A 22,246-nucleotide genomic window follows, 5' to 3' on the forward strand; every position below is an offset into this window, starting at 1 on the left:
TCGCGCTCAGTCGAATCGGATACCGCCGCCGAGATGCTGCCCAGCAGCGATCTCCCGCACAACGCGCGGCAGCAGCTCGTGTTCCGCGACCAGAACACGCGCGGCGAGGGACTCCACGGTGTCGTCCGCCAGCACCGGAACCTCCAGTTGCGTGATGACGCTTCCGGTGTCGTACTCGTCCGCCACGAAATGAACGGTCGGCCCGCTGACCGCTGCGCCCGCGTCGAGTACAGCGCGGTGCACGTGTGCGCCGAACATGCCGTGCCCGCCGAAGAGCGGGAGCAGGGCAGGGTGGACGTTGATGATCCGAGGGGCGAACGCGGCGCGTGTGCGCGGGCCGAGCTTCTTCATGTAGCCGGCGGTGACTATCAGGTCGACCGAGTGGTCGACGAACGTCCCGCGAATCGCGTCGTCGAGCTCCTCCGGATTCGGATGTGTGCTCCCGGAGAGATGCCGCGTCGGGATGTCGTTTTCGCGCGCGTACGCGAGTCCGAGCGATCCGCTGTTGTTACTGACCACGGCGACGATCTCGTACCCCGCGTCCGCCTCCAGTGACGCCCGGTGCAGCGCTCGCAGGTTCGAGCCGGTGTGTGAGACGAGGACGCCGACCCGGAGCTGTCGCATGGGCGGAAGTCTCGCACAGGCGGCTCACCGGATCGGACGCGGCGCTCCAACAAACCTCCGCGCGCACGTGGCAGTCCGGGGCTCGCCGATCGCGGATTACTCTCGACACCAGTGGCCGGTGTGGGCCGTGCGCCCCGGCGCGCCGGCCACATCCGGCGGTCGGGTGAACGAGAGGGCGGCGCGTGCTGCGGATGGTTGTCGGTGCGGTCGTGTTCGCGCTGGTGCACTGGGTGTTGTATCGGCGGCTGTTGCGGGCCACGGGGGTCCCCGCGCGGGTGCGGGTGGCGGGGGCGATCCTGCTGGGGGTGTTGTGGGCCGCGGTGGTCGTCGCGTTCGGGGCGGGGGTGCTGTACTCGCCGGAACCGGTCCGGGGGATCGTGTGGACCGGGCTGGTGTGGACGGCGGTGCTGTTCTATCTCGTGCTCGGGCTGGTGCTGATCGGGCTCGTGCTGGTGATCGCCCGGACCGCGGGGATGGCCGATCGTCAGGGGCTGCTGCGCGTGTTGTCGGGGGTGCTCGTCGTGGCGGCGGTGGGCGCGGTCGCGTACGGGGTGCGGGAGGCGAACGATCCGGCAGTGCTCGAGGTGGAGGTGAGTTCGGCGAAGCTGCCCGCCGAGCTGGACGGTATCCGGGTCGCGGTGGTCGCCGACATCCACGTCGGGGCGGCGCGCGGGGCGGCGTTCACGCAGCGGGTCGTGGACCTGGTCAACGCGCAGCGGCCCGACGTCATCGTGCTGCCCGGTGATCTCATCGACGGATCCGTCGAACTCGTCGGGCCCGACATCGCGCCGATCGCGGGGCTCACCGCCAAGTACGGGAAGTTCGCGGTCGCGGGCAACCACGAGGGGTACGTGGACGGCGTCGCCGACTGGATGGACTACTGGGATCGGCTGGGGCTGAAGACCCTTCGCAACGCGCGGGCCGAGGTCCTGGTCAACGGCGCGACGCTCGAGATCGCGGGCGTCTACGACTTCGCCGCGCCCGACCCGTACGGGCCCGATATCGACGCGGCGCTGGCCGGGCACCGCGACGACCGCTTCGTCATGTTGCTCGCGCACCAGCCGCGCCAGGCGCCCGAGGCCGCCGCCCACGGGGTCGACCTGCAGGTCTCCGGCCACACCCACGGCGGCCAGATCTGGCCGCTGAACTACGTCGTCGGCTGGGTCAACGGCACGGTGGCCGGACTCGACAGCGAAGCGGGTATGCGGCTCTACACCACCCGGGGCGTCGGGGCGTGGGGTCCGCCGGTTCGCATCGGCGCGCGCCCCGACATCTCGATCCTGACCCTGCGGCGCGGCTGAGCCCGCGGGTATCCCCGTTCGGGGTGGGAAGTTTGGACGACGCTGGGGAACTCAACTCGGCCCCCAGCTATAGATCCAGGAGCTTCCCCGCGTCGCGGCGACAACGATAACGACCCGCGCCGCCGTCCGCCACCGATTAAACGGGACGCCGGCGCGCACGGTGCGGAGCCGGCCGATGCCGCCCCTGTGCGCGCCCACCCGGTCTGTTCAATGACATTCCATGCCAACGGATCTCACGCCCGTGCCAACTCTCGCGACAGCGTCCAGCCAAGCACACGAACCGGCGTCCGGCTAGAGGCCAACGGCCTCGAAGTGCCGAGAGCGGTTGCGGCTCAATAGATGTGAGGTGACTCACGAAAGGGCCGGAATCATGGCGGATGAAGTGTCGGACGAAGTCGTACGGGCCAGGGCCGGGGACATGGAGGGCGCGCTGAGCCGGTGGAAACTCGAGGGTTTCGATCCGGCCGCCGGGGTGGATCTGACGGCCGCGGCCCGGAGCACGGCGGGTCTGCAACCGCGCCTGGACTCCGACGGGACGCCACTGATCATCGTCGATATGGACGGCGACTTCCGCTACTCGATACATCTGAGCGCCCAGGCCGTCGCCGCGCTCGGACGGTCGGATTTCGACGCCGCGCTCGGCGCGGCCGTCGCGAGCTTCCCCGAGATCGCGGCCGTCGTGCGGCCGCTCTCGGATTTCCTGGCCACACACGCCGGTGAGATCGTCGCCGAGGCGCCCGGCGGTGCGATCCGGCTCGAGGGCGCGGTGCCCTCACCGTTCGTCGTCCCGGTGCCCGAGTCGGCCGGCTACTGGGATATCGAACGGGAGCTCGTGCGGGAACAGGCCGGCGCCGATCACGGCGGCGACGGCGACCTCGACCAGGATCTGAAGGACCAGCTCGGGCACACCAGCGGGTGGGAGGGCGACCCGGACCGCAATCCGCTGCATCGCAAGCACCGTGGAAGTGGGATCTGATCATGTCGAACATCACCGAACAGCAAGTGCGGCAGCAGGTCTCGCAGCTCGAGGCCACCCTGGCGAACCATCGGCTCGCCGGGCTCGACCTGAGCCGGGTCTTCGACCTGGACGCCACCGCGCGGCGGATGCTGCAGGCCGAGCAGGACCCCGACAGCGATCAACTGGTGCGCGCCGATACACACGGGTTCCTGCACCTGCGCTACACGGTCCACCTCAGCCCGCTGGCGGTGCAGATGTTCACCACCGCGGCCGACGCCATCAGCAGTTCGCTCCGGGACGTGGTGGTCGAGATCCCCGAACTCGCGATCATCTCACTTCCCCTGGTGGCCTACATCATGAGCGAATCCGGCTCCATCGAGGCCGTGGCGAGCGCCTCGGAGTCCGGGGCGGTCGCGCTGGAGGGCGTGTTCCCCTCCCCGTTCGCCGTGCCGTTCCCGGAGGACGCCGGCTTCTGGCCGGACGATCAGCCGCAGGACCACGGGAATCCGAACTCCGGCGGCGGTGGCGGTGACAGCGGTGGCGGTGGGAGCAGCGACGATCCGTGGCACCTGGACGACGACGGCGGCCGCAAAGGGCCCGGTGACATCTGGGACGGTGACGACGTCTGACCGAGCTGTCGCGACCTCGCCGTCACCGGGAGAACGAGCCGCGCCTACCCTCGGCGCGCGCCCGCGGTGGGCTCGGGCGCGCCCGCCGCGACCACGCCGTCCGAGTCCGCGACCCCCGGAGACTCGATCACGTACACGGGTGTCGTTCCGGTGGCGGGGGATTCGGGCGGTGCGATCGGCGGTTCCGGGACCGGCGATCGGTGACGCGAGAGCGGGACGAGCGCCAGCGCGGCGACGAGGGCGGCGGCGCCCATGATCACCAGGAAGCGCCAGTCGCGCAGCCAGGCGGCGGCCAGCGGCGCGCCCGCGCGGGACAGCGCGATGGGCACGGTCATCAGCGCCGCGATCCCGGCGAACCGCGCCACCCCGAAGGAGTCGGCGACGATCGACGGCCGGGCAACGACGCTGGTCCCGTAGCCGAGCCCGAAGGCTATGACGCACACCAGCGTCCAGGGCAGCGAGGCGCCGGCCAGGGGGAGCCCCAGCAGTCCCGTCCCCTGGAAGGCGAAGGACACCGCGGTGACGCCGGTCATGCCGTAGCGGCGGGCCAGCGGAGCCAGGGCCAGCCGCGACCCGATCTGCGCGACGCCGATGGTGATGGGCAGCGTGGCCGCGGTGGTGGCGGCGAAGCCCGCGTCGCGGAAGTAGGTGACCATCATGGTGAGAAAGGCCGAGGTGGACGCGGACTGGGCCACGAAAGCCAGGACCAGCAGCCAGAATCGGTGATCGCGCAGTGCGCCGCCCTCGGAGACGCCGGGCAGTGTGGAGATGCGGCCCCGATGCGCCGCGCGCCCGGGCACCGCCCACAGGTGCGCCGGTACGGCGATCACCGCCAGTTCCACGGCCAGCAGGACAAGTGTTGTGCGCCAGCCGAATCGGGCGTCGAGATGCCCGACCAGGAAGTAGTAGAAGCTGGTCGCCAGCCCGCAGATCATGGTGACCGCGATGATGGCGTTGTCGCGATGGCGTGGTTCGGCCGCCACCACCAGCACCGCGAAGGCCGCCTCGTAGGTGGACATCGCCAGTGACACCCCGATGAGGGTGAAGGCGAGGTACAGCTGGGCCAGGTTCTGCGCCTGCGACCACAGCAGCACCGCGACGACACCCACCCCGGACCCGGCCGCCATCAGGGCGCGTCCGCCGTAGCGGTCCAGCAGTCGCCCGACCGGGACCGCCGCCAGCGCTCCCACCAGGGTGGAGATCGTCGCGGCGGCCGCGATCGCGGTCCGGGAGGCCCCGAGCGCGTCCGACATGGGCAGCAGCAGGACCGTGAAGGCCTGGATCATCGCACCGTAGCTGACGGTCTGGGTGATCGCGAAGACCACGATCAGGCGCAGCGGGCCGCGGTCCCGGGTGGTGGCGATGGGTCGGTCGCCCGCGCTCATTCGGCGAGCAGCGGCAGCAGCTGATCGCCCTGGCGTTCGATCTCCCGCAGGTAGGGGGTGTCCGAGAGCACGAAGTGGGTGATGCCGAGATCGCGGTATTTGCGCAGCGATTTCGCGACGTCCTCGGCGGAGCCGACGAGCCATGTGGTCGCCGCGCCGCCACCGCCGTAGCGGCCGGGCGTGGTGTAGAGGTTGTCGTCGAGTACCTCCCCGCGCGCGGCCAGGTCGAGCAGGCGCTGCTGCCCGACCGCGGTGCGACGGTGCGGATTCTGCCCGGCCTCGCCGTGCTGGGCGGCCATCTCGGCGACCTTCGCCTCCGCTTCGGCCCACGCCTGTTCGGTGGTGTCGCGCACGAAAGTGGTTATGCGCAAACCGAATTCGAGCGGAGCGTGTTCGCGGCCGAGTTCCGCGCTCAGCGCCTTCAGGCGTTCGATGCGCTCGCGGACGCCCTCGAGAGGTTCGCCCCAGAACAGTTGCACGTCGGCCTCGGCCGCCGCGACCCGCTCGGCGGCCTCGGACGCCCCGCCGAAGTACAGCTTGGGATGCGGCCGGCCCGTGCGTGGCACGACCCGGGGCTGCACGGTCGAGTCGGTCACCCGAAAGTGCTCGCCCCGGTACGTGACTCGCTCCTGGGTCCACAGTTTGCGGGTCAGCTGCAGGAACTCCTTCGTCCGCGAGTAGCGGTCGGCCTGCTCGCCGTCGCTGTCGCCGTAGGCGGCGAGGTCGTCCTTGCCCGAGACGATGTTGACGCGCACCCGCCCACCGGTCAGGTGATCGAGGGTGGCCGCGGCGGCGGCGAAGTTCGCGGGCCGCCAGTAGCCGGGCCGGATCGCGATGAGCGGTTCGAACGTGCTGGTGCGCGCGGCCAGTGCGGTGGCGGTGGTGAAGGTGTCGGGGCGGCCCCAGCCGGTGCCGAGCAGCGCGCCCTGCCAGCCGTGCTTCTCCAGCGCCAGCGCGTGGGAGGTGAGCGTCTCCAGGCTGTTGTGCGCGGCGGTCACCGGTTCGCCGCGGTGTCCGGGGGTGACCTGATTCGGGATGTACCAGAGGAATTCGAGACTCATCGGAGCGTGGTTCCTGTCGTGGGAAGGGAGTTGTCGTCGCGATCAGCGGGCGAGCCGGGCCAGCTGGGCGCGGCGCACATCGGTGGTCTGTCCTTGGACCAGGACGAAAAGCGCGGAGCGCGCGTGCAATTGGGCGGTGTCGTCGGTGCCGAGTCCGCGACCGGCGCGGGCGATGAGCAGGGCGCGGGTGAGCACCGCGAGCGCCTCGCCGCTGGCGACCTTGGTCGCGAGCCGCTCGGGCAGCCGATGATCGCCGCCGCCGCGGCCGGTCGCCTCGTCCGCGAGTGCGTAGGCGGTGGAACGGATCTCGGCGACGCGCGGACGCCAGGTCCGCACGACCTCGCGGGCGGACTCGGTGCGCTCGAGCTCACCCAGGACGGTCTCGGCCAGCCCGAAGTGGTGCCCGCGCGCGTCGCTGGCCACGCCGATGTCGAGGTGGCGGGAATGCGCGAGCGTGTGGGTGGTGAGCACGTGCGAGTCCGGGACGAAGACCCGGTCGACCCGCGCCCGCGCGGTCCGGCTGCCGGTGACCGCGCTCAGCGGCAGCGGTCCCGCACTGGTGATCCGTTCGCCGGCCGGGACCAGGGCGGTCACGACCGACTCGGTGTCCGGATCCACCGCGGCCAGCGCCAGCGCGGCGTGCAGTCCCCAGCCGCTGACCCAGGAGATGGTGCCGTCGAACGTCCAGCCGCCCGCCGATCGGTGCGCGCGCAGATAGTTCTCGGGATAGCGGCGCACGTCGCTGACCCCGGCTCCCAGCAGCACCTCGCCGCGCAGGACGCGTTCGGCCAGCTCGGGCAATACCGTTCCCGGCGTGTGTGATTCGGCGATGCGCCCGGCCATGGGCGCGTGCTGCGCCCAGACCAGCCAGGTGTTGAAGCAGGCCCCGGCGATGATCTCGTGCAGCCGCCGTTCGGTGTTGCGGTCGATGCCCGCCCCGCCGAACTCCGCGGGTGCGGTGTGATTGAGCAGTCCGAGCGCGGCCAGTTCGCCGATGCGCCGGGCGGGGACCCCGTCGCGGTCGGTGACCAGCGCGGCGGGCCGCAGGACGGTCTCGGCGTACTCCCGGGCCCGGATCACCAGCGGATGCGCGTCGGCCGCGGTGACGGCGGCGGCCGGATCGGTTGCCGTATTACCCGCTGTCATCGAGCACCTTTCGTTCAGTTCAGCTGAAGAATGCGGCCGGGTGCGTACCGTCGGCGGCATATCGATATCCGGATTATCAACCCGGAAATCGGCCGCGCCGCGAATACCGATTGCGCCGAGAACTCGCGTACGGCTCCTGATCTGCGCGAAGCGCCCGCGGCGCAAATAAATTCGCCGCGATTCCAGTTGTTCCGCGCCGCGAATCCCGGGCCTGTTTCGTGAAAACCGCAGGTCCGAAGCGCGCTATCCGCATGAACCTTTCACGAAAACTGAACGAATCCGGTAGATCAGCTTGGTTGTTCCGCTCGGGCCGCCTATGCACACTTGCGGCAGATTCGATTCATTCAGGAGTTCTCTCACATGCCCTCAGGCAAATTCGCGAAGGCGAGCGCGCTCGCCGTGGCCACTGCACTCGTCGCGGCGGTATTGACCGGATGCGCGGCATCCGGGAACAAGGTCTCCGGCGGCGACGACGGTGGTCCGCCGGTGTCCGGTGGGACATTGCGATTCGCGGTGCTGGACGCTCCGGCGAATCTCGACCCGCATTCGGGCAGTTCCTATCCGGAGTCGTTGATCACCAGCAATATCACCGACAAACTCACCTATCAGAATCCCGAGACCGGGGCCATCGAACCCTGGCTGGCCAAGTCCTGGGACATCGATCCGACGCTGCGGGAGTTCACCTTCCACCTGCGCGACGACGTCACCTTCAGTGACGGCAGCAAGTTCACCGCGGACTCGGTCAAGGAGAACTTCGACCTGCTCGGTCGCGGTGACAAGGCGCTGGGCGTCGTTCCGGTGACCGCCTACTGGGTCGGCTACGCCGAGACCACGGTGATCGACCCGGTGACCGTCAAGGTGCGCTTCGACCGCCCCAATGCCGGTTTCCCGCAGGCGCTTTCGCTGTACTTCTCCGGCATCGTCGGGCATTCCACGCTGCAGCTGCCCAAGGAGCAGCGGGCGCTGGCGAAGAACATCGTGGCCACCGGCCCGTTCACCGTCGCCGAGCACGTCTATCAGCAGAAGACCGTGCTGAAGAAGCGGCCGGGCTACAACTGGGCGCCGGGGTCGCGCAAGCATCAGGGTGAGGCGTACCTGGACACGGTCGAGATCTCGGTCATCCCCGAGGCGGGCGTGCGCACCGGCGCGCTGCGCGCGGGGACCGTGGACGCCATCCTGGATGTGAACAACACCGACGAGGCGCCGTTGCAGGCCGAGGGCTATCGCCTGGTGCCCCAGCTCATTCCGGGCCGCGACATCTCCCTCGATCTCAAGACCGACCGCTTCCCGACCGACGATCGCGCGGTCCGCGAGGCCGTCAAACTCGGCTGGAACCGGGACGCGCTGGCCAAGACCGTGCTGACCCCCAGCTACACGGTGTCGAGCTCGGTGGTGTCCCAGCGGGTGCCCGGCTGGGTCGACTTCTCCGCGAGCCTGAAGCAGGACCGCGACCGCGCCGAGCAGATTCTGGACGCGGCGGGCTGGACCAAGGGCTCGGACGGCATCCGGGTGAATCGCGACGGCCGCCGGCTCGAGCTCGATCTGCTCGGGATCAACAATCTGGTCAACAACAAGCCCGCCTACGAGCTGATCCAGCAGGACCTGCGCAAGATCGGCATCGAGGTGCGGCTGAACGTGTTGCCGATCCCGGATTACACCGCCGCCGCGACCCAGCAGCAGCGCTGGAACATCCAGGTGGCCAACCAGAGTCGCGCCGATATCGCGGTGCTGGAACAGGTTTACTCCCCGCAGTACACCAACATGACGAAACTGGCCCCGGAGAATCCGGCCTATCAGCGGGCGATCGACGTCCTGAGCGCGCTGAGCAAGACCCTGGAGGCCGGTCCGCGAGCCGCGGCCGCCGAGGCGGCCCAGCGCTTCCTGCTCGAGGAGCAGATCCTCACCGTCCCGGTCTACAACCCGGCCCAGGTGACCGCGGCCAACCCGCGCGTGCACAACGTGGGCTACGAGGCGCAGTCCCGGAACGTCTTCTACGACACCTGGATCGAGGCGAAGTAGTGCGATGACCCGATATGTGCTCGCCAAGGCGGGGCAGGCGGTGTTCGTGGTGTGGGGCGCGTACACGGTGACCTTCCTGCTGCTGTACGTGCTGCCGTACGACACGGTGGACATGCTGTTCAACCCCACCGAGGGCGAGATGATGACCGCCGAGGACAAGCACGACGCGCGCGTGTACTACGGCCTCGATCACAACCTGGCGGGGCAGTACCTGAATCGCCTCCTCGATGCCGCGCGTGGGGATTTCGGCATCTCCACCCGCACGGGCGAGCAGGTGTGGCCGCTGATCCTGTCGGTGCTGCCGCAGACGGCGCTGCTGGCCGGGGTCGCCCTGGCGCTCGCGGTGGCGCTGGCGTTCGCGGTGGCGCTGGCCGCGGCCTACACCCGGAGCCGATGGCTGGCGGACCTGCTGGCCACGGTCCCGGCGGCGGGTGTCTCGGTCCCGGTGTTCCTGGTGGGACTGGCCGTGCTGCAGGTGTTCTCGTTCCAGCTCGGCTGGTTCCCGCCCATCGGCAACGACGGCGCGGCCGCGCTGGTGCTCCCGGCGATCACCCTGGCCATCCCGGTCTCGGCGCCGATCGCGCAGCTGCTGATCAAGAATCTGGACCTGGGCCTGCGCGCGGGCTACGTGACGGTCTCGGTGGCCAAGGGCGCCACCCGATTCCAGGTGCTGGTGCGCGACGTGCTCAAGAACGCGGGGCTGCCCGCGCTGACCATCGCCGGGGTGACCCTGGGCCAGTTGCTCGCGGGCGCGGTGATCGTGGAGACGATCTTCTCGCGTTCGGGGCTGGGCCGGCTGACCGAAACCGCCGTGCGCACCCAGGATGTCCCGGTGGTGCAGGCGGTGGTGGTCTTCGCCGCGCTGGTGTTCGTCACGGTGAATTTCGCGGTCGACCTGATCTATCCGCTGCTCGATCCCCGGCTGCGGTCGCGGTTGCGGGCCGGGAGCGCGGCATGAGCGCGCTGCGGCGGGTGCCGCTGGGATTGGCGATCTCCTGGGCCGTGATCGGCGTGGTGGTGCTGTGGGCGCTGCTGCCGTCGTGGTTCACCGGTTACGACCCGAACGAGGGCGATTCCGACGCGAGCTTCAGCGCGCCGAGTCTCGAGCATCTGTTCGGCACCGACCGGCTGGGCCGGGATCTGCTGGCGCGCACGATTCACGGCACCTCGACCACGGTCACCGCCACCCTGCTCGCGGTGGCGATCGGATTCGTGATCGGCGCGGCGATCGGGTTGTTCAGCGGGTTCGCCGGCGGCCGGGTCGACGCGGTGATCATGCGGTTCGTCGACGTGCTGCTGGCGATCCCGAGTCTGCTGCTGGCCATGACCGTCGTCACCGCCCTGGGCTACGGGACGATCAATATCGCGGTGGCGGTGGGTATCTCGGCGGTCGCCGCGTTCGCGCGCGTGATGCGCTCGGAAGTGCTCAAGGTCGCGGGCAGCGATTACGTGGAGGCCGCCTACGGGTCCGGCGCCGGCTTCGCCCGGGTGGTGTGGCGGCACGTGCTGCCCAATTCCGTCGGCGCGGTGGTGGCGTTGGCCGCCCTGGAGTGCGGCTCGGCGGTACTGGCCGTCGCGGCGCTGGGGTTCCTGGGCTACGGCGCGCCGCCGCCGCAACCGGAATGGGGTCTGGCCGTGGCCGAGGGCCGGGATTTCCTGGCCACCTACCCGTGGATCTCCATCCTGCCCGGCGTACTGATCGCCGTGGTCGTGCTGTCCACCAACCGCATCGGACGATCGCTGGGAGGCTCGTGATGAGCGAACAACCATTGCTGCGCATCGACAATCTGCGCGTGCGCTACCGCTCGCGCGCCGGGGCGAGCGCCGCGCCCGCCGTGGACGGGGTGTCGCTCGCGGTGCGACCGGGCGAATTCGTCTCGGTGGTGGGCGAATCGGGTTCCGGCAAGAGCACCACCGTGCACGCCGCCCTGCATCTGCTGCCCCCCGAAGCGCGGGTGCGGGCCGACGCGCTCGAACTCGACGGCCGCGACACCCGCGGCTGGGGCGATCGCAAACTCGCCCGGCTGCGCGGGCCGTTCGTCGGTTTCGTGCCGCAGGATCCCGGCACCTCGCTCAATCCCGTCAAACGCGTCGGCGCCCAGATCGTGGAGGCCGCGCGCCTGCACCGCCGCGTCGACGCCGAGACCGGCCGCGCGCTGGTGCTCGCCAAACTCGACCAGGCCGGGCTCGGGGATCCCGAGCGGGTCGCCCGGCAGTATCCGCACGAGCTGTCCGGCGGAATGAAACAGCGCGTGCTGATCGCCATCGCGCTGGCCAGCGATCCGGCGCTGCTGGTCGCCGACGAACCGACCTCGGCGCTGGACGTGACCGTACAGAAGGTCATCCTGGACCGGCTGGCCGAACTGCGGGTCAGCCTCGGGTTGGGCGTCCTGCTCATCACCCACGACCTCGGGGTCGCCGCGGAGCGATCCGACCGCCTGATCGTCATGCGGGACGGGCGCATCGTGGAGCAGGGACCGACCGCCGAGATCCTGTCCGATCCCCGCGAGGAGTACACCCGTCGGCTCATCGAGGCGGCCCCGTCCGCGCACACGACCCGGCTCGCTCCCGCTCGGCCCGCCGCGAAAGCGCCTGCCGCCGAACAGGAGTCGCCCCGCGCGATCGTGCGCCTGCGCGCGCTGAACAGATCCTTCGCCGGGGTGCCCGCCGTGCGCGACGTCTCCATCGACGTCACCGCGGGCACCACCCACGCCCTGGTCGGCGAGTCGGGTGCGGGCAAATCCACCGTCGCCCGGATCGCGGTCGGATTCACCCCCGCCGACTCCGGCGACGTCTGGATCGAGGATCAGCGCGTCACCGGGCTGTCCCGGCGCCGATTCCGCCCGGTGCGCACCCGGATCCAGTTCGTGCACCAGAACCCGTACTCGTCGCTGGATCCGCGCTTCGACGTCGGGCAGATCATCGCCGAACCGCTCTCGGCGCTCGGCCTGGCCGCGGGCCAGGAGCGCAGGCGGCGGGTGCGCGAACTGCTCGACGCCGTGGCCCTGGACCGGAAGTTCCTCGATCGCAAGCCCGCCGAGCTGTCGGGCGGGCAACGCCAGCGCGTGGCGATCGCCCGCGCACTGGCCGCCTCGCCGCGCATCCTCGTGCTCGACGAAGCGGTCTCGGCCCTGGACGTCTCGGTCCAGGCCCAGATCCTGCAACTGCTGGTCGATCTCCAGCACGAGCAGGGCCTGACCTACCTGTTCATCACCCACGACCTGGGGGTGGTCCGGCTCATCGCCGACGAGGTGACGGTCCTGCGTGCGGGCCGCGTCGTCGAAACCGGCACGGTCGCGGACGTTTTCACCGATCCACGCGCCGACTACACCCGCGAGCTGCTCGCCGCGGTGCCCGGCGCGGTCGTGCCGCAGCTGGTCCGGGCCTGATACCCCACTACGAGAAGGAAGGTGACCCGCCATGACCGCGGTAGCCGAAAAAGCAACCCCCGCCACCGGATTGGACGAGGAGGACTTCGCCGCGGCCCTGGCGGTGGTCGCCGGGAACGCCGAACGCTACGACCGCGCGGCGGTGTTCCCGGCCGATTCGTTCGCCGCGCTGCGCGAGGCCGGCGTGCCGGGACTGACCGTCCCCGTCGAATACGGCGGCAGGGGAGCGGGTCTGGCCGAAGCGGTCGAGGTGATCGAGCGCATCGGCGCGGCAGATCCCTCGGTCGGGTTGATCCTGCAGTGGAACTTCGTCAACCACCTGGCGCTCGTCCGTGAGGACTGTCCGTGGCCCGCCGAACTCAAGGAGGCGGTGCTGCGCTCGGCCGCGACCGACGGCGCGCTGTTCAACGGCTTCGCGGTCGAACGCGAGCTGGGCAGCCTGGCCCGCGGCGGCGTGCCCGCGACCACCGCCACCCGCCTGCCCTCGGGCGACTGGCGCATCGACGGTGAGAAGGCGTACGCGACAGGGGTTTCCGGACTCACCTGGTTCACCGTCACCACGACCACCGCCGAACCCGAGCCCCGGATCGCGACCTTCCTGCTCGATCGCGGCGCCGCCAACTGGCGTATCGAACCCACCTGGAATCATCTGGGACTGCGCGCCTCGGACACCCAGTCGGTGGTCTTCGACGGCACCGTGGCGCCGCACAGCAGATTGCTCGAACTGCGCGCACCCGGCGCGCCCGGGCCGCGCCCCGGACGCCAGGCGCTCCCGGTGCTGCTGGCGGCCAACTACAACGGGGTCGCCATCGCCGCCCGCGACTGGCTCACCGGGTACCTGCACACCCGCGTCCCGACCGCGCTCGGCGCGTCCCTGGCCACCGTGCCCCGCTTCCACGACCGTGTCGGGGACATCGAGGCCGCCGTCCTGACCAGTCGCGCCCTGCTGCGCCGCGCCGTCACCGAGCTGGCGGACGACGACGCCACCCCGCTGCCCGGCCTGGCCAAGCACGTGGCGACCACCACCGCGATCCGGGTCACCGAGTCCGCGCTCGACCTCACCGGCAATCCCGGACTCGATCGGCGGCATCCGCTCGAACGCCACCACCGCGACGCCATGGTCGGGCGCATCCATTCCCCGCAGAGCGATCTCGTCATCACCGGTCTGGGCCGGGCGGCCATCGCCCGGTCCGCACCCGTCGCGCCGGACTCCGGCAGAAAGTGAATCACCCCATGACACTGCGCTATCTCGGCCGCACCGGCGTGCTGGTCAGCCCACTCGCGCTGGGCGCCATGAACTTCGGCGCCTGGGCCAACCGGGACCACGACGACGCCGTGCGCATCGTGCACCGGGCCCTCGAAGCCGGCATCACCGTCGTCGACACCGCCGACGTGTACTCCCAGGGCGAGAACGAGACCATCGTCGGCAAGGCCCTGGCGGGCAGGCGCGACGAGGTGTTCCTGGCGAGCAAGTTCCACGGCCAGATCGGGGACGATCCGAACAGCCAGGGCAATTCCCGGCGCTGGATCATCCGCGCGGTCGAGGACAGCCTGCGCAGGCTGAACACCGACCACCTCGATCTGTACCAGGTGCACCGGCCCGATCCCGAGGTGCCGCTGGAGGAAACGCTGCGCGCGCTGCACGACCTGGTCGCCGCGGGCAAGATCCGGTACTACGGCACCACCACCTTCGAACCCCATCAGCTGGTCACCGCGCAGTGGGTGGCCGACGACCGCGACCTGCAGCGGCCGGTCACCGAACAGCCGCCGTACTCGATCCTGGCCCGCGGCGCCGAACGCGCCACGCTGCCGATCGCCGCGAAATACGGTCTGGGCGTGCTGACCTGGAGTCCGCTGGCGGGCGGCTGGCTCTCGGGCCGGTACCGGCCGGGCGCGGCGGCGGCCGAATCCAGCCGCCTGACCCGGCAGCCGCACCGGCACGATCCGGCGCTGGCCGCCAACCAGCGCAAACGGGCCGCCGCCGAGCAGCTCGCCGTACTCGCCGACGAGGCCGGGCTCACGCTCGTACAGCTCGCGCTCGCGTTCGTACTGCAGCACCCCGCGGTCAGCAGCGTGCTCATCGGCCCGCGCACCCTGGACCAGCTCGAGACCCAGCTCGACGCGGTGACCGTGCGGCTCGGCGCCGACGTGCTGGACCGCATCGACGAGATCGTCGCACCCGGGGTCACCATCAGCCCCGCCGACGAGGGCTATCTGCCGCCCTCGCTCACCGATTCCCGCACCCGCCGCCGCACCCTGTCAGGAGCCGTCCGATGAGCCTTTCCGACCTGCGCACCCTGGGCCGCACGGGCGTGCGCGTGAGCCCGTTCACGCTGGGCGCCATGAACTTCGGCGCCCGCGCCAAGACTACCCACGAGGAATCGATCGCCCTGATCCACCGGGCGCTGGACGCCGGGATCAACACCATCGACACCGCCGACACCTACTCGCGCGGGGAGTCGGAGATCATCGTCGGCAAGGCGCTGCGCGGGCGCCGCGACCGGGTCGTGCTGGCCAGCAAGTTCCACGGCGTGGTCGACGACGACCTCACCCACCGCGGCAATTCGCGCCGGTGGATCGTGCGCGCGGTGGAGGATTCGCTGCGCCGGCTCGAGGTCGATCACCTGGACCTGTACCAGGTGCACCGGCCCGAAACGGTGACCGCGATCGAGGAAACCGTCGGCGCGCTCGATGATCTGGTGCGCGCGGGCAAGATCCGGTACTACGGCACCTCGGTGTTCTCACCCGGCGAACTGGTCGAGGCGCAGTGGGTGGCCGACCGCCGCAAACTCAATCGCCCGGCCACCGAACAGGTTCCGTACTCGCCGCTGGTGCGCGGCATCGAACGCGAGACCCTGCCGATCGCCCGCGAATACGGTCTGGGGGTCATCACCTTCGGTCCGCTGGCCGCGGGCTGGCTCTCGGGCAACTACCGGGTGGGCGCCGAGCAGCCCGAATCCTTCCGCGCGGACCTGATTCCCGGCCGGTTCGACATCGCCTCGGCCCACAATGCCGCCAAACTGGCTGCCGCCGAAGCGCTGTCGGTCCTGGCAGAGGAGTCGGGGCTCTCGCTCATCGACCTCTCCATCGGATTCGTCCTGGCGCACCCCGACGTCACCTCCGCGATCATCGGCCCCCGCACCGAGGCGCACCTGACCGCGTATCTGAAGGCGGCCGACGTCGTGCTCGGCGACGACATCCTGGACCGTATCGACGAGATCGTGCCGCCGGGAACGCTTTTCCACGAGCGGGACAGCGGTGCGATCCCGCCCGCGCTGGCCGACCCGGCGCTGCGCCGCACGGTCTGATCCGCGGCGATCGCCGTGCCCGGCGCGCGATCGCTCAGCCGGCCTGTTCCAACGGCGGGGCGATCGCGCGCAACGCGTGAATGGCCGCCGCCACCGCCGGGCGTTCGAGGGAGGCACGCCGGTAGGTCACCCCGACCTGCCGGCTGCCCCCGGCCACCGGGCAGGCGATGAGGTGATGGTGTTCGGGCGCCACCGACATCTGCGGCACGATGGTCACCCCGAGCCCGTACTCCACCATCTCGGCCATGGCTTCGAAACTGGCGCTGCGATGTTCGATCCGCGGCGCGAAGCCCGATTCCCGGCAGGCGTAGAGCACCGACGCGATCGAGGGCGCGCCGTCGCGGGCGGTGATCCAATCCGCGTCCCGCACCGCGGCCAGGCCGTGCTGACTCACGCGCTCGCGCAACGCTTCCGGGGCCAGCAGGACCAGGGGGTCGCTGAACAGGAACTCCGAGGCCATGCCCAGCGGCAGGTCGCGGGTGCGGAAGGAATACGAGTAGGTGATCGCCAGATCCACCTCCTGCTGGCGCACCGCGGGCACCGAGTCCACCGGCATCAGATCCACCACGCGGATACGCAGGCGCGGATACGCCTCGCGCATCTGCACCACCACCGGCAGCGCCAGACCGACCTGCGCGGTCCGGAAGGTCGCGAGGGTGAGCACACCGCTGATCTGCTCGGCGGTGGCCGCCACCGCGCTCTCGGCCTCCTCCAGTGCGGCCAGCACCCGCGAGGTGTGATCGACCAGCACCCGCCCGGCCGGGGTCAGGCGCAGTACCCGGCCCTCGCGGCGGGTCAGGACCGTCCCGACCTCCTCCTCCAGGATGCGCAACTGCTGCGACACCGCCGAGGTCGTGATGCCGTGCAGTTCCGAGACCGCCGTCATCGTGGTGTGTTCGGCGAGGTCACGCAACAGGATGAGACGTCGGATGTCGTACACGTCTGCCTCGCTTTCGCCCCCGGCTGGAACCCTGATCTTCGGCTCGAGCGGGCGCGCGGAACATGCTTTGGCTCAGGGCGATTCTGTATCGTCGCCGAACCACCAGGCGTCGATGGGATCGTCCTCGTAGTACACCGGCGGCGGGCGGTATCCGCTAGGCAGCTCATGGGTGAGCGCGCCGGTGCGCACCGCGATATCGCGAATCGCCGCCAGCGTGGGATCGTCGGCGGGGTGATGGATCCAGGCGTCCTCGGCCAGGACGTTCCACCCGAACGCGTGCCACAGGGCGATGGTGTCGATGTCCCCGGCGCGCTCGGCGGCGCGGGCGACCTCGTGGACCACCTCGGCCAGCGGCGCCGGGCCGAGCGGTTCGGCGGCGGGACCGCCGATGTGCCCGGCCTCGATCATGTTGTGCCACAGCGCGGTTCCGGCGTCGCAGTACAGGTGGGGCGGGTCGACATACCCCTGTTCGAGCCAGCCGGCGGGATCTTCCTCGTCGCCGATCTCCGCGAGCGCGGTGAAGTCGGTCAGGCCGTCGAAATACGCTGCCCGGGTGCTGTATTCGGGATGCCGGCGCAGTTCGAAGCGGTGGGTGTACCCGCGCTCGAGCAGGATCTCCATCAGCCGGAAATGGGTGAAGGAGCAGTCGTAGTCGCCCTGGAAGCGGTACAGCGCCGCGATCCGCGCCCGGACGCCCGGGTCACCGGCCGCGGACGCGGTGTGCAGCAACCGGATCGACTGCTCGACCAGGTCCTCGATGACATGCAGGGACACGCGCGGCTCAGTCCCGGGTCAGGACGGCGGCGTCCACGTAGCGCGGGTCGCGGCCGATCGCGCCGAAGCCCGTCGCACCGTCCGATTCCTCGGCCCCGGCCAACCGCATGAGAAGATCGAAGTAGCTCGCCTCGGCGACCCGCAGGTCCGCGATCGTCGCCGTGAGGTCGAGGTCGGGCGCGAACCGCGCGCCGTCGGCGCCCACCGACAGCGTCGCCAGCCAGCCGTTCGAGTCCGCGGCGAACATCGATCCGCTGGTCTCGGCCCAGAACAGGACCGTGCTGCGGGCGGTGCTCGCCCGGCCGGCGGCGGCGAGCATCAGCAGCGCGGTGTAGATGTTCGACTCGCAGAAGCCGAAGTGCATGAGGTACGCCTCGAGCGCGCCCTCCCGATAGGTGAGCACGTAGGTCAGCCCGCCGGTGTCCTCCCCGAAACAGTCCGCGAGGTACTCCCGGGGCGTGACCCCCACCTCCGCCTGCCCCCAGTCGGCCGCTTTGCCGTCCCAGAACCGCCCGTCGAACATGGCGTCCGGGTTCTCGATCACCCCGGGCTCCGGCGCGGGCGTCTCGAGCCATTCCTCGAAAGCTTCCCGCCCCATGGGAATTCGCGCGGCAACCACGAACGTGTCCGACACAACCGGCTCCTCATCGATCTCACGGGCGCCCATCGTCCCGAGCCCCCGGCCATCCTAGAACCCGCCTCCGACACCGTCGCGACTCCCGAACGCGGGTCCGAGGGACACGAGTTGTGAACGCCGGTACCGGGGACAACAGTCCCGAACGCCGGTGAGGGACGCGGCTTCCGAACGCCGGGCAGCCGAACCGGCGTGGCCCCGCACATCCGGCGCGGTCGTCCGGTCTAGGATCCGAAGCGCGGCGGTGGGGCTCGCCGCTCCGGACCTGGATTCGGAACAACCGCGGAACCGCCGCCGACGGTCCCTACCCCACATCCGCGTGCGCGCGGCCATGGAGTAGGAGAACTCGTGCCCGACGAACCGCTGCCCATCGACCCCGATCTCGGCGCGGACGACACTCGTCGCCGGCCCGAACCCGGTGCGGCGCAGGCGAGTGTGCTCGCCGCCATCGCCGCCGGGGGCGCGATCGGCGCGCTCGGCCGCTACGGGCTCACCCTCGCCTGGCCCACCCCCGCGGGCGGGTTCCCGTGGGCGGTGTTCGTCATCAACGTCGCGGGCAGCTTCCTGCTCGGGGTGCTGATGGTCGTCATCACCGAGATCCGCCCCGCCCACCCCCTGGTCCGCCCGTTCCTCGGCGTCGGGATACTCGGCGGCTTCACCACGTTCTCGACCTACGCCAACGACATTCGCGCGCTGCTGGATCCCGGCACGGTCGCCGTCGCGGCCGCCTACCTGGTCGGCACCCTCGCCGCCGCGCTGACGGCCGCCGCCTGCGCACTGGCCCTCACCCGCCGCGCGGCGCGCCTGCTCGGGACGGAGGTGCGCTGATGGACGCGTTGCTGGTGATCCTCGGCGCCGCGCTCGGCGCGCCCTGCCGCTACCTGCTCGACCGCGCGATCCAGTCCCGGCGCGGCGGCCGGTTCCCGCTCGGCACCCTGGTGGTCAACGTGTCGGGCTGCCTGCTGCTGGGCGCGCTCACCGGCGCCGGCCTCGCACCCTCCTGGATGCTGCTGGCGGGCACCGGGTTCTGCGGCGCCTTCACCACCTACAGCACCTTCAGCTACGAGGCGGTGCGGCTGACCGAGCAGCGCGCTCACCGTTCCGCGGTTCTCTACGTCACGGTCAGCGTGGTCGCCGGGCTGCTCGCTGCCGTCGCGGGGTACGCCGCGACCGCTGCGCTGTTCGCTTAGCCGGCGGGCCGTGACACCGTCGGCACCTGGGCCGGACTGCACCGGATAGTCCGCTACTTCACCCTCGCCCCGGTCCCGCGCGCCGCACCAGCGAACTCGACCAGCTGGCCAGGGACGACGCGAGCCCGGCGCGTTGCAGCGGTCGGCATCGGCGATGGCCTTTGGCGGACGGAATGCCCGCGAAGGTCGACGCCGGGGTCAGATACGAACCGGGAGCTGTGCCTCGGTCACCGGGCGTCCGTCGCGGATCCGGGCGACTTCCGAGCGCGCGAACTCCACGCGCGGGGTTTCGCCACCGTGGTCGGTGGCGAGCGCGTCCGCGAGGTCGTAGATCGCCTCGAGGAGATGCGCGTTGCGCCGGCGTCCGCTCCGGTCCGGCGCGTTCTTGCGGAATCGCTTGCGGCCCTTGGCATCGGCGCATGCCGCCGCCGCTTCGACGTCGGTGAGGGTGCCGTGGGCGACCTCGGGCGCCAGGATCCGGGCCAGGAAATCCCGTTCGCGGGGGACGGTGGCGGCGAAGACGCCCGCGGCGATCGAGAGGGCGATGATCATGATTCCGACGATGAACCCGATCGCACCGAGGGAGCTGTCGCCGGCGAAGTTGGCCATCGAATCCCAGAACCCGTGCAGCAGCATCGCAATCACGATCAGGCCGAGTCCGCGCCCGATCCTGCGGGGTTCGGCGGGACGACCCAGCAGGTACACCAGGCCGGCGCAGAACAGCGCGGTGTAGAGCAGGTGTCCGGTGGCGCCGGTGAGCACGCGGAGTACGACGGTGCTCAGCGAAGCGTCGACCTGGTTGGCGCCGAACTGGGAGGCGCCGGCGTTCATGCCGTAGGCGATGTCCTCGATGATCTCGAAACCGAGACCCAGGAACGCGCCGACGATGAACCCGTCGAAGGCGGTGCGGATCAGGCGCGGCGCGAGGGCGATGAACAGCAGCAGGCCGAAGCCCTTGGCGGTCTCCTCGGTGAACGGCGCCGCCAGACCGGCGCCCCAATCCTGCGCCCACGCGTGGCCGAAGACCTTGCCGTAGATCGCGATCAGTGCGTCGTTGGCATAGGAGGCCATGGACCAGGTGGCGGCGAACCCGCCCCAGCAGAACGCGGCGACAAGCAGTTTCGTGGGTTGGCGGGCGTAGCGGTCGATATGGGCGACGAACCACCAGAACAGCGCCCCGTAGACGGTGAACACCGCGGCGGTGACCGCGATGGCGCGCCCGTAGGCGGGGTAGCTGGTGGCGATGCGGGAGATGAACAGCATCGCCCCGGATCCGGTGATCAGCAGATACACCCAGAATGCGAGGTTGCGCGGCTGGTAGAAGGTGAAGGTGCGGCCCCAGCCGGAGTTCTCGATGGCCAGGAACCGGTCCTGCGCCAGGTCTTTATCGGCGGCGGTCATCGTTCTGCTCCGATCGGTTCGATACCGGCGATCATCTCGGCGACCTCGCCGAGGATGTCCCGGCCCGGCTGGGCGGGGCCGATCGCGACGACCTCGATTCCGGTGCCGTTGTGGACGAACGCGGCGAGCACACCGTCGATCCCGGTGGCCGCGTAGCGGGTGATGACCCCGTTCAGACCGGCGCGGGTGGCGATCGCGACCGGGTCGCCGGTCGCGGTCAACGCCCCGCCGAGGAGTTCGTCGGTGCGCTCGATCTGCTCGAGCAGTGCGGGAGCGTCCCCGCCGAATGTGCCGGTGCGGACCACGAACTGGGCGCCGCCGCGGGTGAGGACCGCTTGCGCCGGGTAGCCCTGCCCGCTGGGCTCGTCACCTCGTCGTTCCCCGGCGACCAGGGACCAGCCGGCAGCGGCGGTGAAGCCCACCTGCCCCCGCACGACGATCACGTCTCCGGCGACGGTCACGTCCTTCTCCGCGATCGAGTCGTTGATCCGCGGCAGCAGGACCCCTTGCAGGAAGGCCAGGGCGAGTACGACCAGTGCCGGCAGGATCGTTCGTTTGTCGATGCCGAGCCAGCGGCGATCGGCCGGGACCCAGCGGTCTCCCGGGTCGAAATACCGTTCGGAGAAGACCTGTTCGGCCTCGGCCTGATGTGTTCCCACGTGCGTCTCCGTGCTCGTTCGGTTAACGGTTCAGGCGGCCTGCGCGGCGGCGGGCTCGATGGTGCGACGTTTGACCAGCAGCACGATCGCCAGCACCGGATACAACAGGATCGGCAGCAGCGCGCCGGCATAGAAGGTCTGGTCGACCAGGATCGACGTACCGGTCAGCAGCGTGAAGTCGAACAGTCCGTGCAGCACCGAGTTGACGGTGTTGCCGCGCGTGACGCGGCGGGTCAGGTAGAAGAAATAGCCCGCCAGGCTGACCATGATCGCCTGTCCGATCGCGTTCGCGCCGTGGGTGATTCCGTTGGTCAGATGCACCGCGCCGAACACGATGCTCGACCACAGCGCGACCCGCCCCTCGGCGAGTCCGTGGTCGCGCAGCACCACGACCCCGATCCCGCGGAACATACCTTCCTCGCCCCACCCGACGAACTGGGTCGCGATCAACAGCACCAGCGTGTACAGCAGGCCCTTGTCCGACAGGGCGCTGTAGTTGATGCCGAACACGATCGCGACCAGGAACACGATCGGCACCACCCGCACCCAGGACCGAACCGGGCGATCATCGCGCAGAACCGGACGCAGCCAGCCGAGATAGGCGATCACGCCGTAGGTGAAGACCAGCGCGACGCCGAGCGGGATGATCATGCCGTAGAACACCCCGCGGGTGGACAGGAAATCGTCCTCCCCGGTCAGCGCGGTCATCAGCAGACCACCGAGCTGGATGATCGCCAGGTACACGATCACCACGAGCGCGAACATCGGATAGGACAGGTGGCGCCGCCCGGCAACTGTGGCCGATGACGCGGTCTCGGGCGTGCTCAT

At 70.4% G+C, this 22,246-nt stretch carries 22 protein-coding genes; 12 read left to right on the plus strand and 10 right to left on the minus strand.

Annotated features, from left to right (window positions below; all coding sequences use genetic code 11):
• Nucleotides 1–6 precede the first annotated feature (6 nt).
• Nucleotides 7–624, minus strand: a complete 618-nt coding sequence (gene purN / locus ACWIGI_RS26285; RefSeq protein WP_454205137.1) for a phosphoribosylglycinamide formyltransferase — start codon at nt 622–624, stop codon at nt 7–9.
• 191 nt (nt 625–815) lie between these two features.
• Here purN and ACWIGI_RS26290 point away from each other — a divergent pair, with 191 nt between their 5' ends.
• From ACWIGI_RS26290 to ACWIGI_RS26300, 3 genes are all read left to right on the plus strand, one after another.
• Nucleotides 816–1,925 (plus strand): metallophosphoesterase, encoded by a 1,110-nt coding sequence (locus ACWIGI_RS26290; protein WP_454205313.1) that lies wholly within the window; start codon nt 816–818, stop codon nt 1,923–1,925.
• A 370-nt stretch (nt 1,926–2,295) separates the two neighbouring features.
• Entirely contained in the window at nt 2,296–2,901 is a 606-nt protein-coding gene (locus ACWIGI_RS26295) for a hypothetical protein (RefSeq protein WP_454205138.1), read from the plus strand.
• A gap of 2 nt (nt 2,902–2,903) precedes the next feature.
• On the plus strand, nt 2,904–3,512 hold the full coding sequence (locus tag ACWIGI_RS26300) for a hypothetical protein (protein ID WP_454205139.1): 609 nt from the start codon (nt 2,904–2,906) through the stop codon (nt 3,510–3,512).
• A gap of 44 nt (nt 3,513–3,556) precedes the next feature.
• On the opposite strand, the gene ACWIGI_RS26305 is transcribed toward ACWIGI_RS26300, so the two are convergent.
• Genes ACWIGI_RS26305 through ACWIGI_RS26315 form a run of 3 tightly spaced genes read right to left on the minus strand, consistent with a single transcriptional unit; the run spans nt 3,557 to nt 7,104 of the window.
• Nucleotides 3,557–4,897 (minus strand): MFS transporter, encoded by a 1,341-nt coding sequence (locus tag ACWIGI_RS26305; RefSeq protein WP_454205140.1) that lies wholly within the window; start codon nt 4,895–4,897, stop codon nt 3,557–3,559.
• A complete protein-coding gene (locus tag ACWIGI_RS26310) occupies nt 4,894–5,958 on the minus strand; it encodes an LLM class flavin-dependent oxidoreductase (protein ID WP_454205141.1) in 1,065 nt (354 codons plus the stop codon). The genes ACWIGI_RS26305 and ACWIGI_RS26310 overlap by 4 nt, the downstream gene beginning before the upstream one ends.
• A gap of 42 nt (nt 5,959–6,000) precedes the next feature.
• Complete coding sequence (locus tag ACWIGI_RS26315; RefSeq protein ID WP_454205142.1) at nt 6,001–7,104, minus strand: acyl-CoA dehydrogenase family protein; 1,104 nt, start codon at nt 7,102–7,104, stop codon at nt 6,001–6,003.
• Nucleotides 7,105–7,464: 360 nt separating this feature from the next.
• Between ACWIGI_RS26315 and ACWIGI_RS26320 the strand changes: the two genes are divergently transcribed.
• From ACWIGI_RS26320 to ACWIGI_RS26350, 7 genes are read left to right on the plus strand one after another with little or no spacing between them, the layout of a single operon-like run.
• Nucleotides 7,465–9,123, plus strand: coding sequence for an ABC transporter substrate-binding protein (locus ACWIGI_RS26320; protein ID WP_454205143.1), 1,659 nt, complete (start codon nt 7,465–7,467; stop codon nt 9,121–9,123).
• 4 nt (nt 9,124–9,127) lie between these two features.
• Nucleotides 9,128–10,081 carry an ABC transporter permease gene (locus ACWIGI_RS26325; RefSeq protein ID WP_454205144.1) on the plus strand — a complete coding sequence of 318 codons (954 nt, stop codon included), beginning with the start codon at nt 9,128–9,130 and terminating at the stop codon, nt 10,079–10,081.
• Entirely contained in the window at nt 10,078–10,878 is an 801-nt protein-coding gene (locus tag ACWIGI_RS26330) for an ABC transporter permease (RefSeq protein WP_454205145.1), read from the plus strand. Before ACWIGI_RS26325 ends, ACWIGI_RS26330 begins: the two co-directional genes overlap by 4 nt.
• The gene (locus ACWIGI_RS26335) at nt 10,878–12,512 is read left to right on the plus strand and encodes a dipeptide ABC transporter ATP-binding protein (RefSeq protein ID WP_454205146.1); all 1,635 of its coding nucleotides are present in this window, start codon (nt 10,878–10,880) and stop codon (nt 12,510–12,512) included. Before ACWIGI_RS26330 ends, ACWIGI_RS26335 begins: the two co-directional genes overlap by 1 nt.
• Nucleotides 12,513–12,543: 31 nt before the next feature.
• Nucleotides 12,544–13,737: an acyl-CoA dehydrogenase family protein gene (locus tag ACWIGI_RS26340; protein WP_454205147.1), complete on the plus strand. Its 1,194-nt coding sequence runs from the start codon at nt 12,544–12,546 to the stop codon at nt 13,735–13,737.
• Nucleotides 13,738–13,745: 8 nt separating this feature from the next.
• Nucleotides 13,746–14,789 (plus strand): aldo/keto reductase, encoded by a 1,044-nt coding sequence (locus ACWIGI_RS26345; RefSeq protein ID WP_454205148.1) that lies wholly within the window; start codon nt 13,746–13,748, stop codon nt 14,787–14,789.
• Nucleotides 14,786–15,820, plus strand: coding sequence for an aldo/keto reductase (locus tag ACWIGI_RS26350; protein WP_454205149.1), 1,035 nt, complete (start codon nt 14,786–14,788; stop codon nt 15,818–15,820). The genes ACWIGI_RS26345 and ACWIGI_RS26350 overlap by 4 nt, the downstream gene beginning before the upstream one ends.
• A gap of 34 nt (nt 15,821–15,854) precedes the next feature.
• Here ACWIGI_RS26350 and ACWIGI_RS26355 read toward each other — a convergent pair whose 3' ends face one another.
• The 3 genes from ACWIGI_RS26355 to ACWIGI_RS26365 form a co-directional block, all read right to left on the minus strand.
• Complete coding sequence (locus ACWIGI_RS26355; protein ID WP_454205150.1) at nt 15,855–16,760, minus strand: LysR family transcriptional regulator; 906 nt, start codon at nt 16,758–16,760, stop codon at nt 15,855–15,857.
• 72 nt (nt 16,761–16,832) lie between these two features.
• Nucleotides 16,833–17,534 carry a hypothetical protein gene (locus ACWIGI_RS26360; RefSeq protein WP_454205151.1) on the minus strand — a complete coding sequence of 234 codons (702 nt, stop codon included), beginning with the start codon at nt 17,532–17,534 and terminating at the stop codon, nt 16,833–16,835.
• 7 nt (nt 17,535–17,541) lie between these two features.
• Nucleotides 17,542–18,168, minus strand: coding sequence for a hypothetical protein (locus ACWIGI_RS26365; RefSeq protein WP_454205152.1), 627 nt, complete (start codon nt 18,166–18,168; stop codon nt 17,542–17,544).
• A 348-nt stretch (nt 18,169–18,516) separates the two neighbouring features.
• Between ACWIGI_RS26365 and ACWIGI_RS26370 the strand changes: the two genes are divergently transcribed.
• Nucleotides 18,517–18,996, plus strand: a complete 480-nt coding sequence (locus ACWIGI_RS26370) for a FluC/FEX family fluoride channel (protein WP_454205153.1) — start codon at nt 18,517–18,519, stop codon at nt 18,994–18,996.
• On the plus strand, nt 18,996–19,358 hold the full coding sequence (crcB, locus tag ACWIGI_RS26375; RefSeq protein ID WP_454205154.1) for a fluoride efflux transporter CrcB: 363 nt from the start codon (nt 18,996–18,998) through the stop codon (nt 19,356–19,358). The genes ACWIGI_RS26370 and crcB overlap by 1 nt, the downstream gene beginning before the upstream one ends.
• A 198-nt stretch (nt 19,359–19,556) precedes the next feature.
• Here the strand turns inward: crcB and ACWIGI_RS26380 are convergent, their stop codons facing one another.
• The 3 genes from ACWIGI_RS26380 to ACWIGI_RS26390 are packed head-to-tail and all read right to left on the minus strand — an operon-like array spanning nt 19,557 to nt 22,246.
• Nucleotides 19,557–20,759 carry a PrsW family intramembrane metalloprotease gene (locus ACWIGI_RS26380; protein ID WP_454205155.1) on the minus strand — a complete coding sequence of 401 codons (1,203 nt, stop codon included), beginning with the start codon at nt 20,757–20,759 and terminating at the stop codon, nt 19,557–19,559.
• Nucleotides 20,756–21,418: a hypothetical protein gene (locus ACWIGI_RS26385; RefSeq protein WP_454205156.1), complete on the minus strand. Its 663-nt coding sequence runs from the start codon at nt 21,416–21,418 to the stop codon at nt 20,756–20,758. The genes ACWIGI_RS26380 and ACWIGI_RS26385 overlap by 4 nt, the downstream gene beginning before the upstream one ends.
• Nucleotides 21,419–21,448: 30 nt before the next feature.
• Entirely contained in the window at nt 21,449–22,246 is a 798-nt protein-coding gene (locus ACWIGI_RS26390; protein WP_454205157.1) for a CPBP family intramembrane glutamic endopeptidase, read from the minus strand.

The organism is Nocardia sp. NPDC055321 (genome assembly GCF_053645575.1).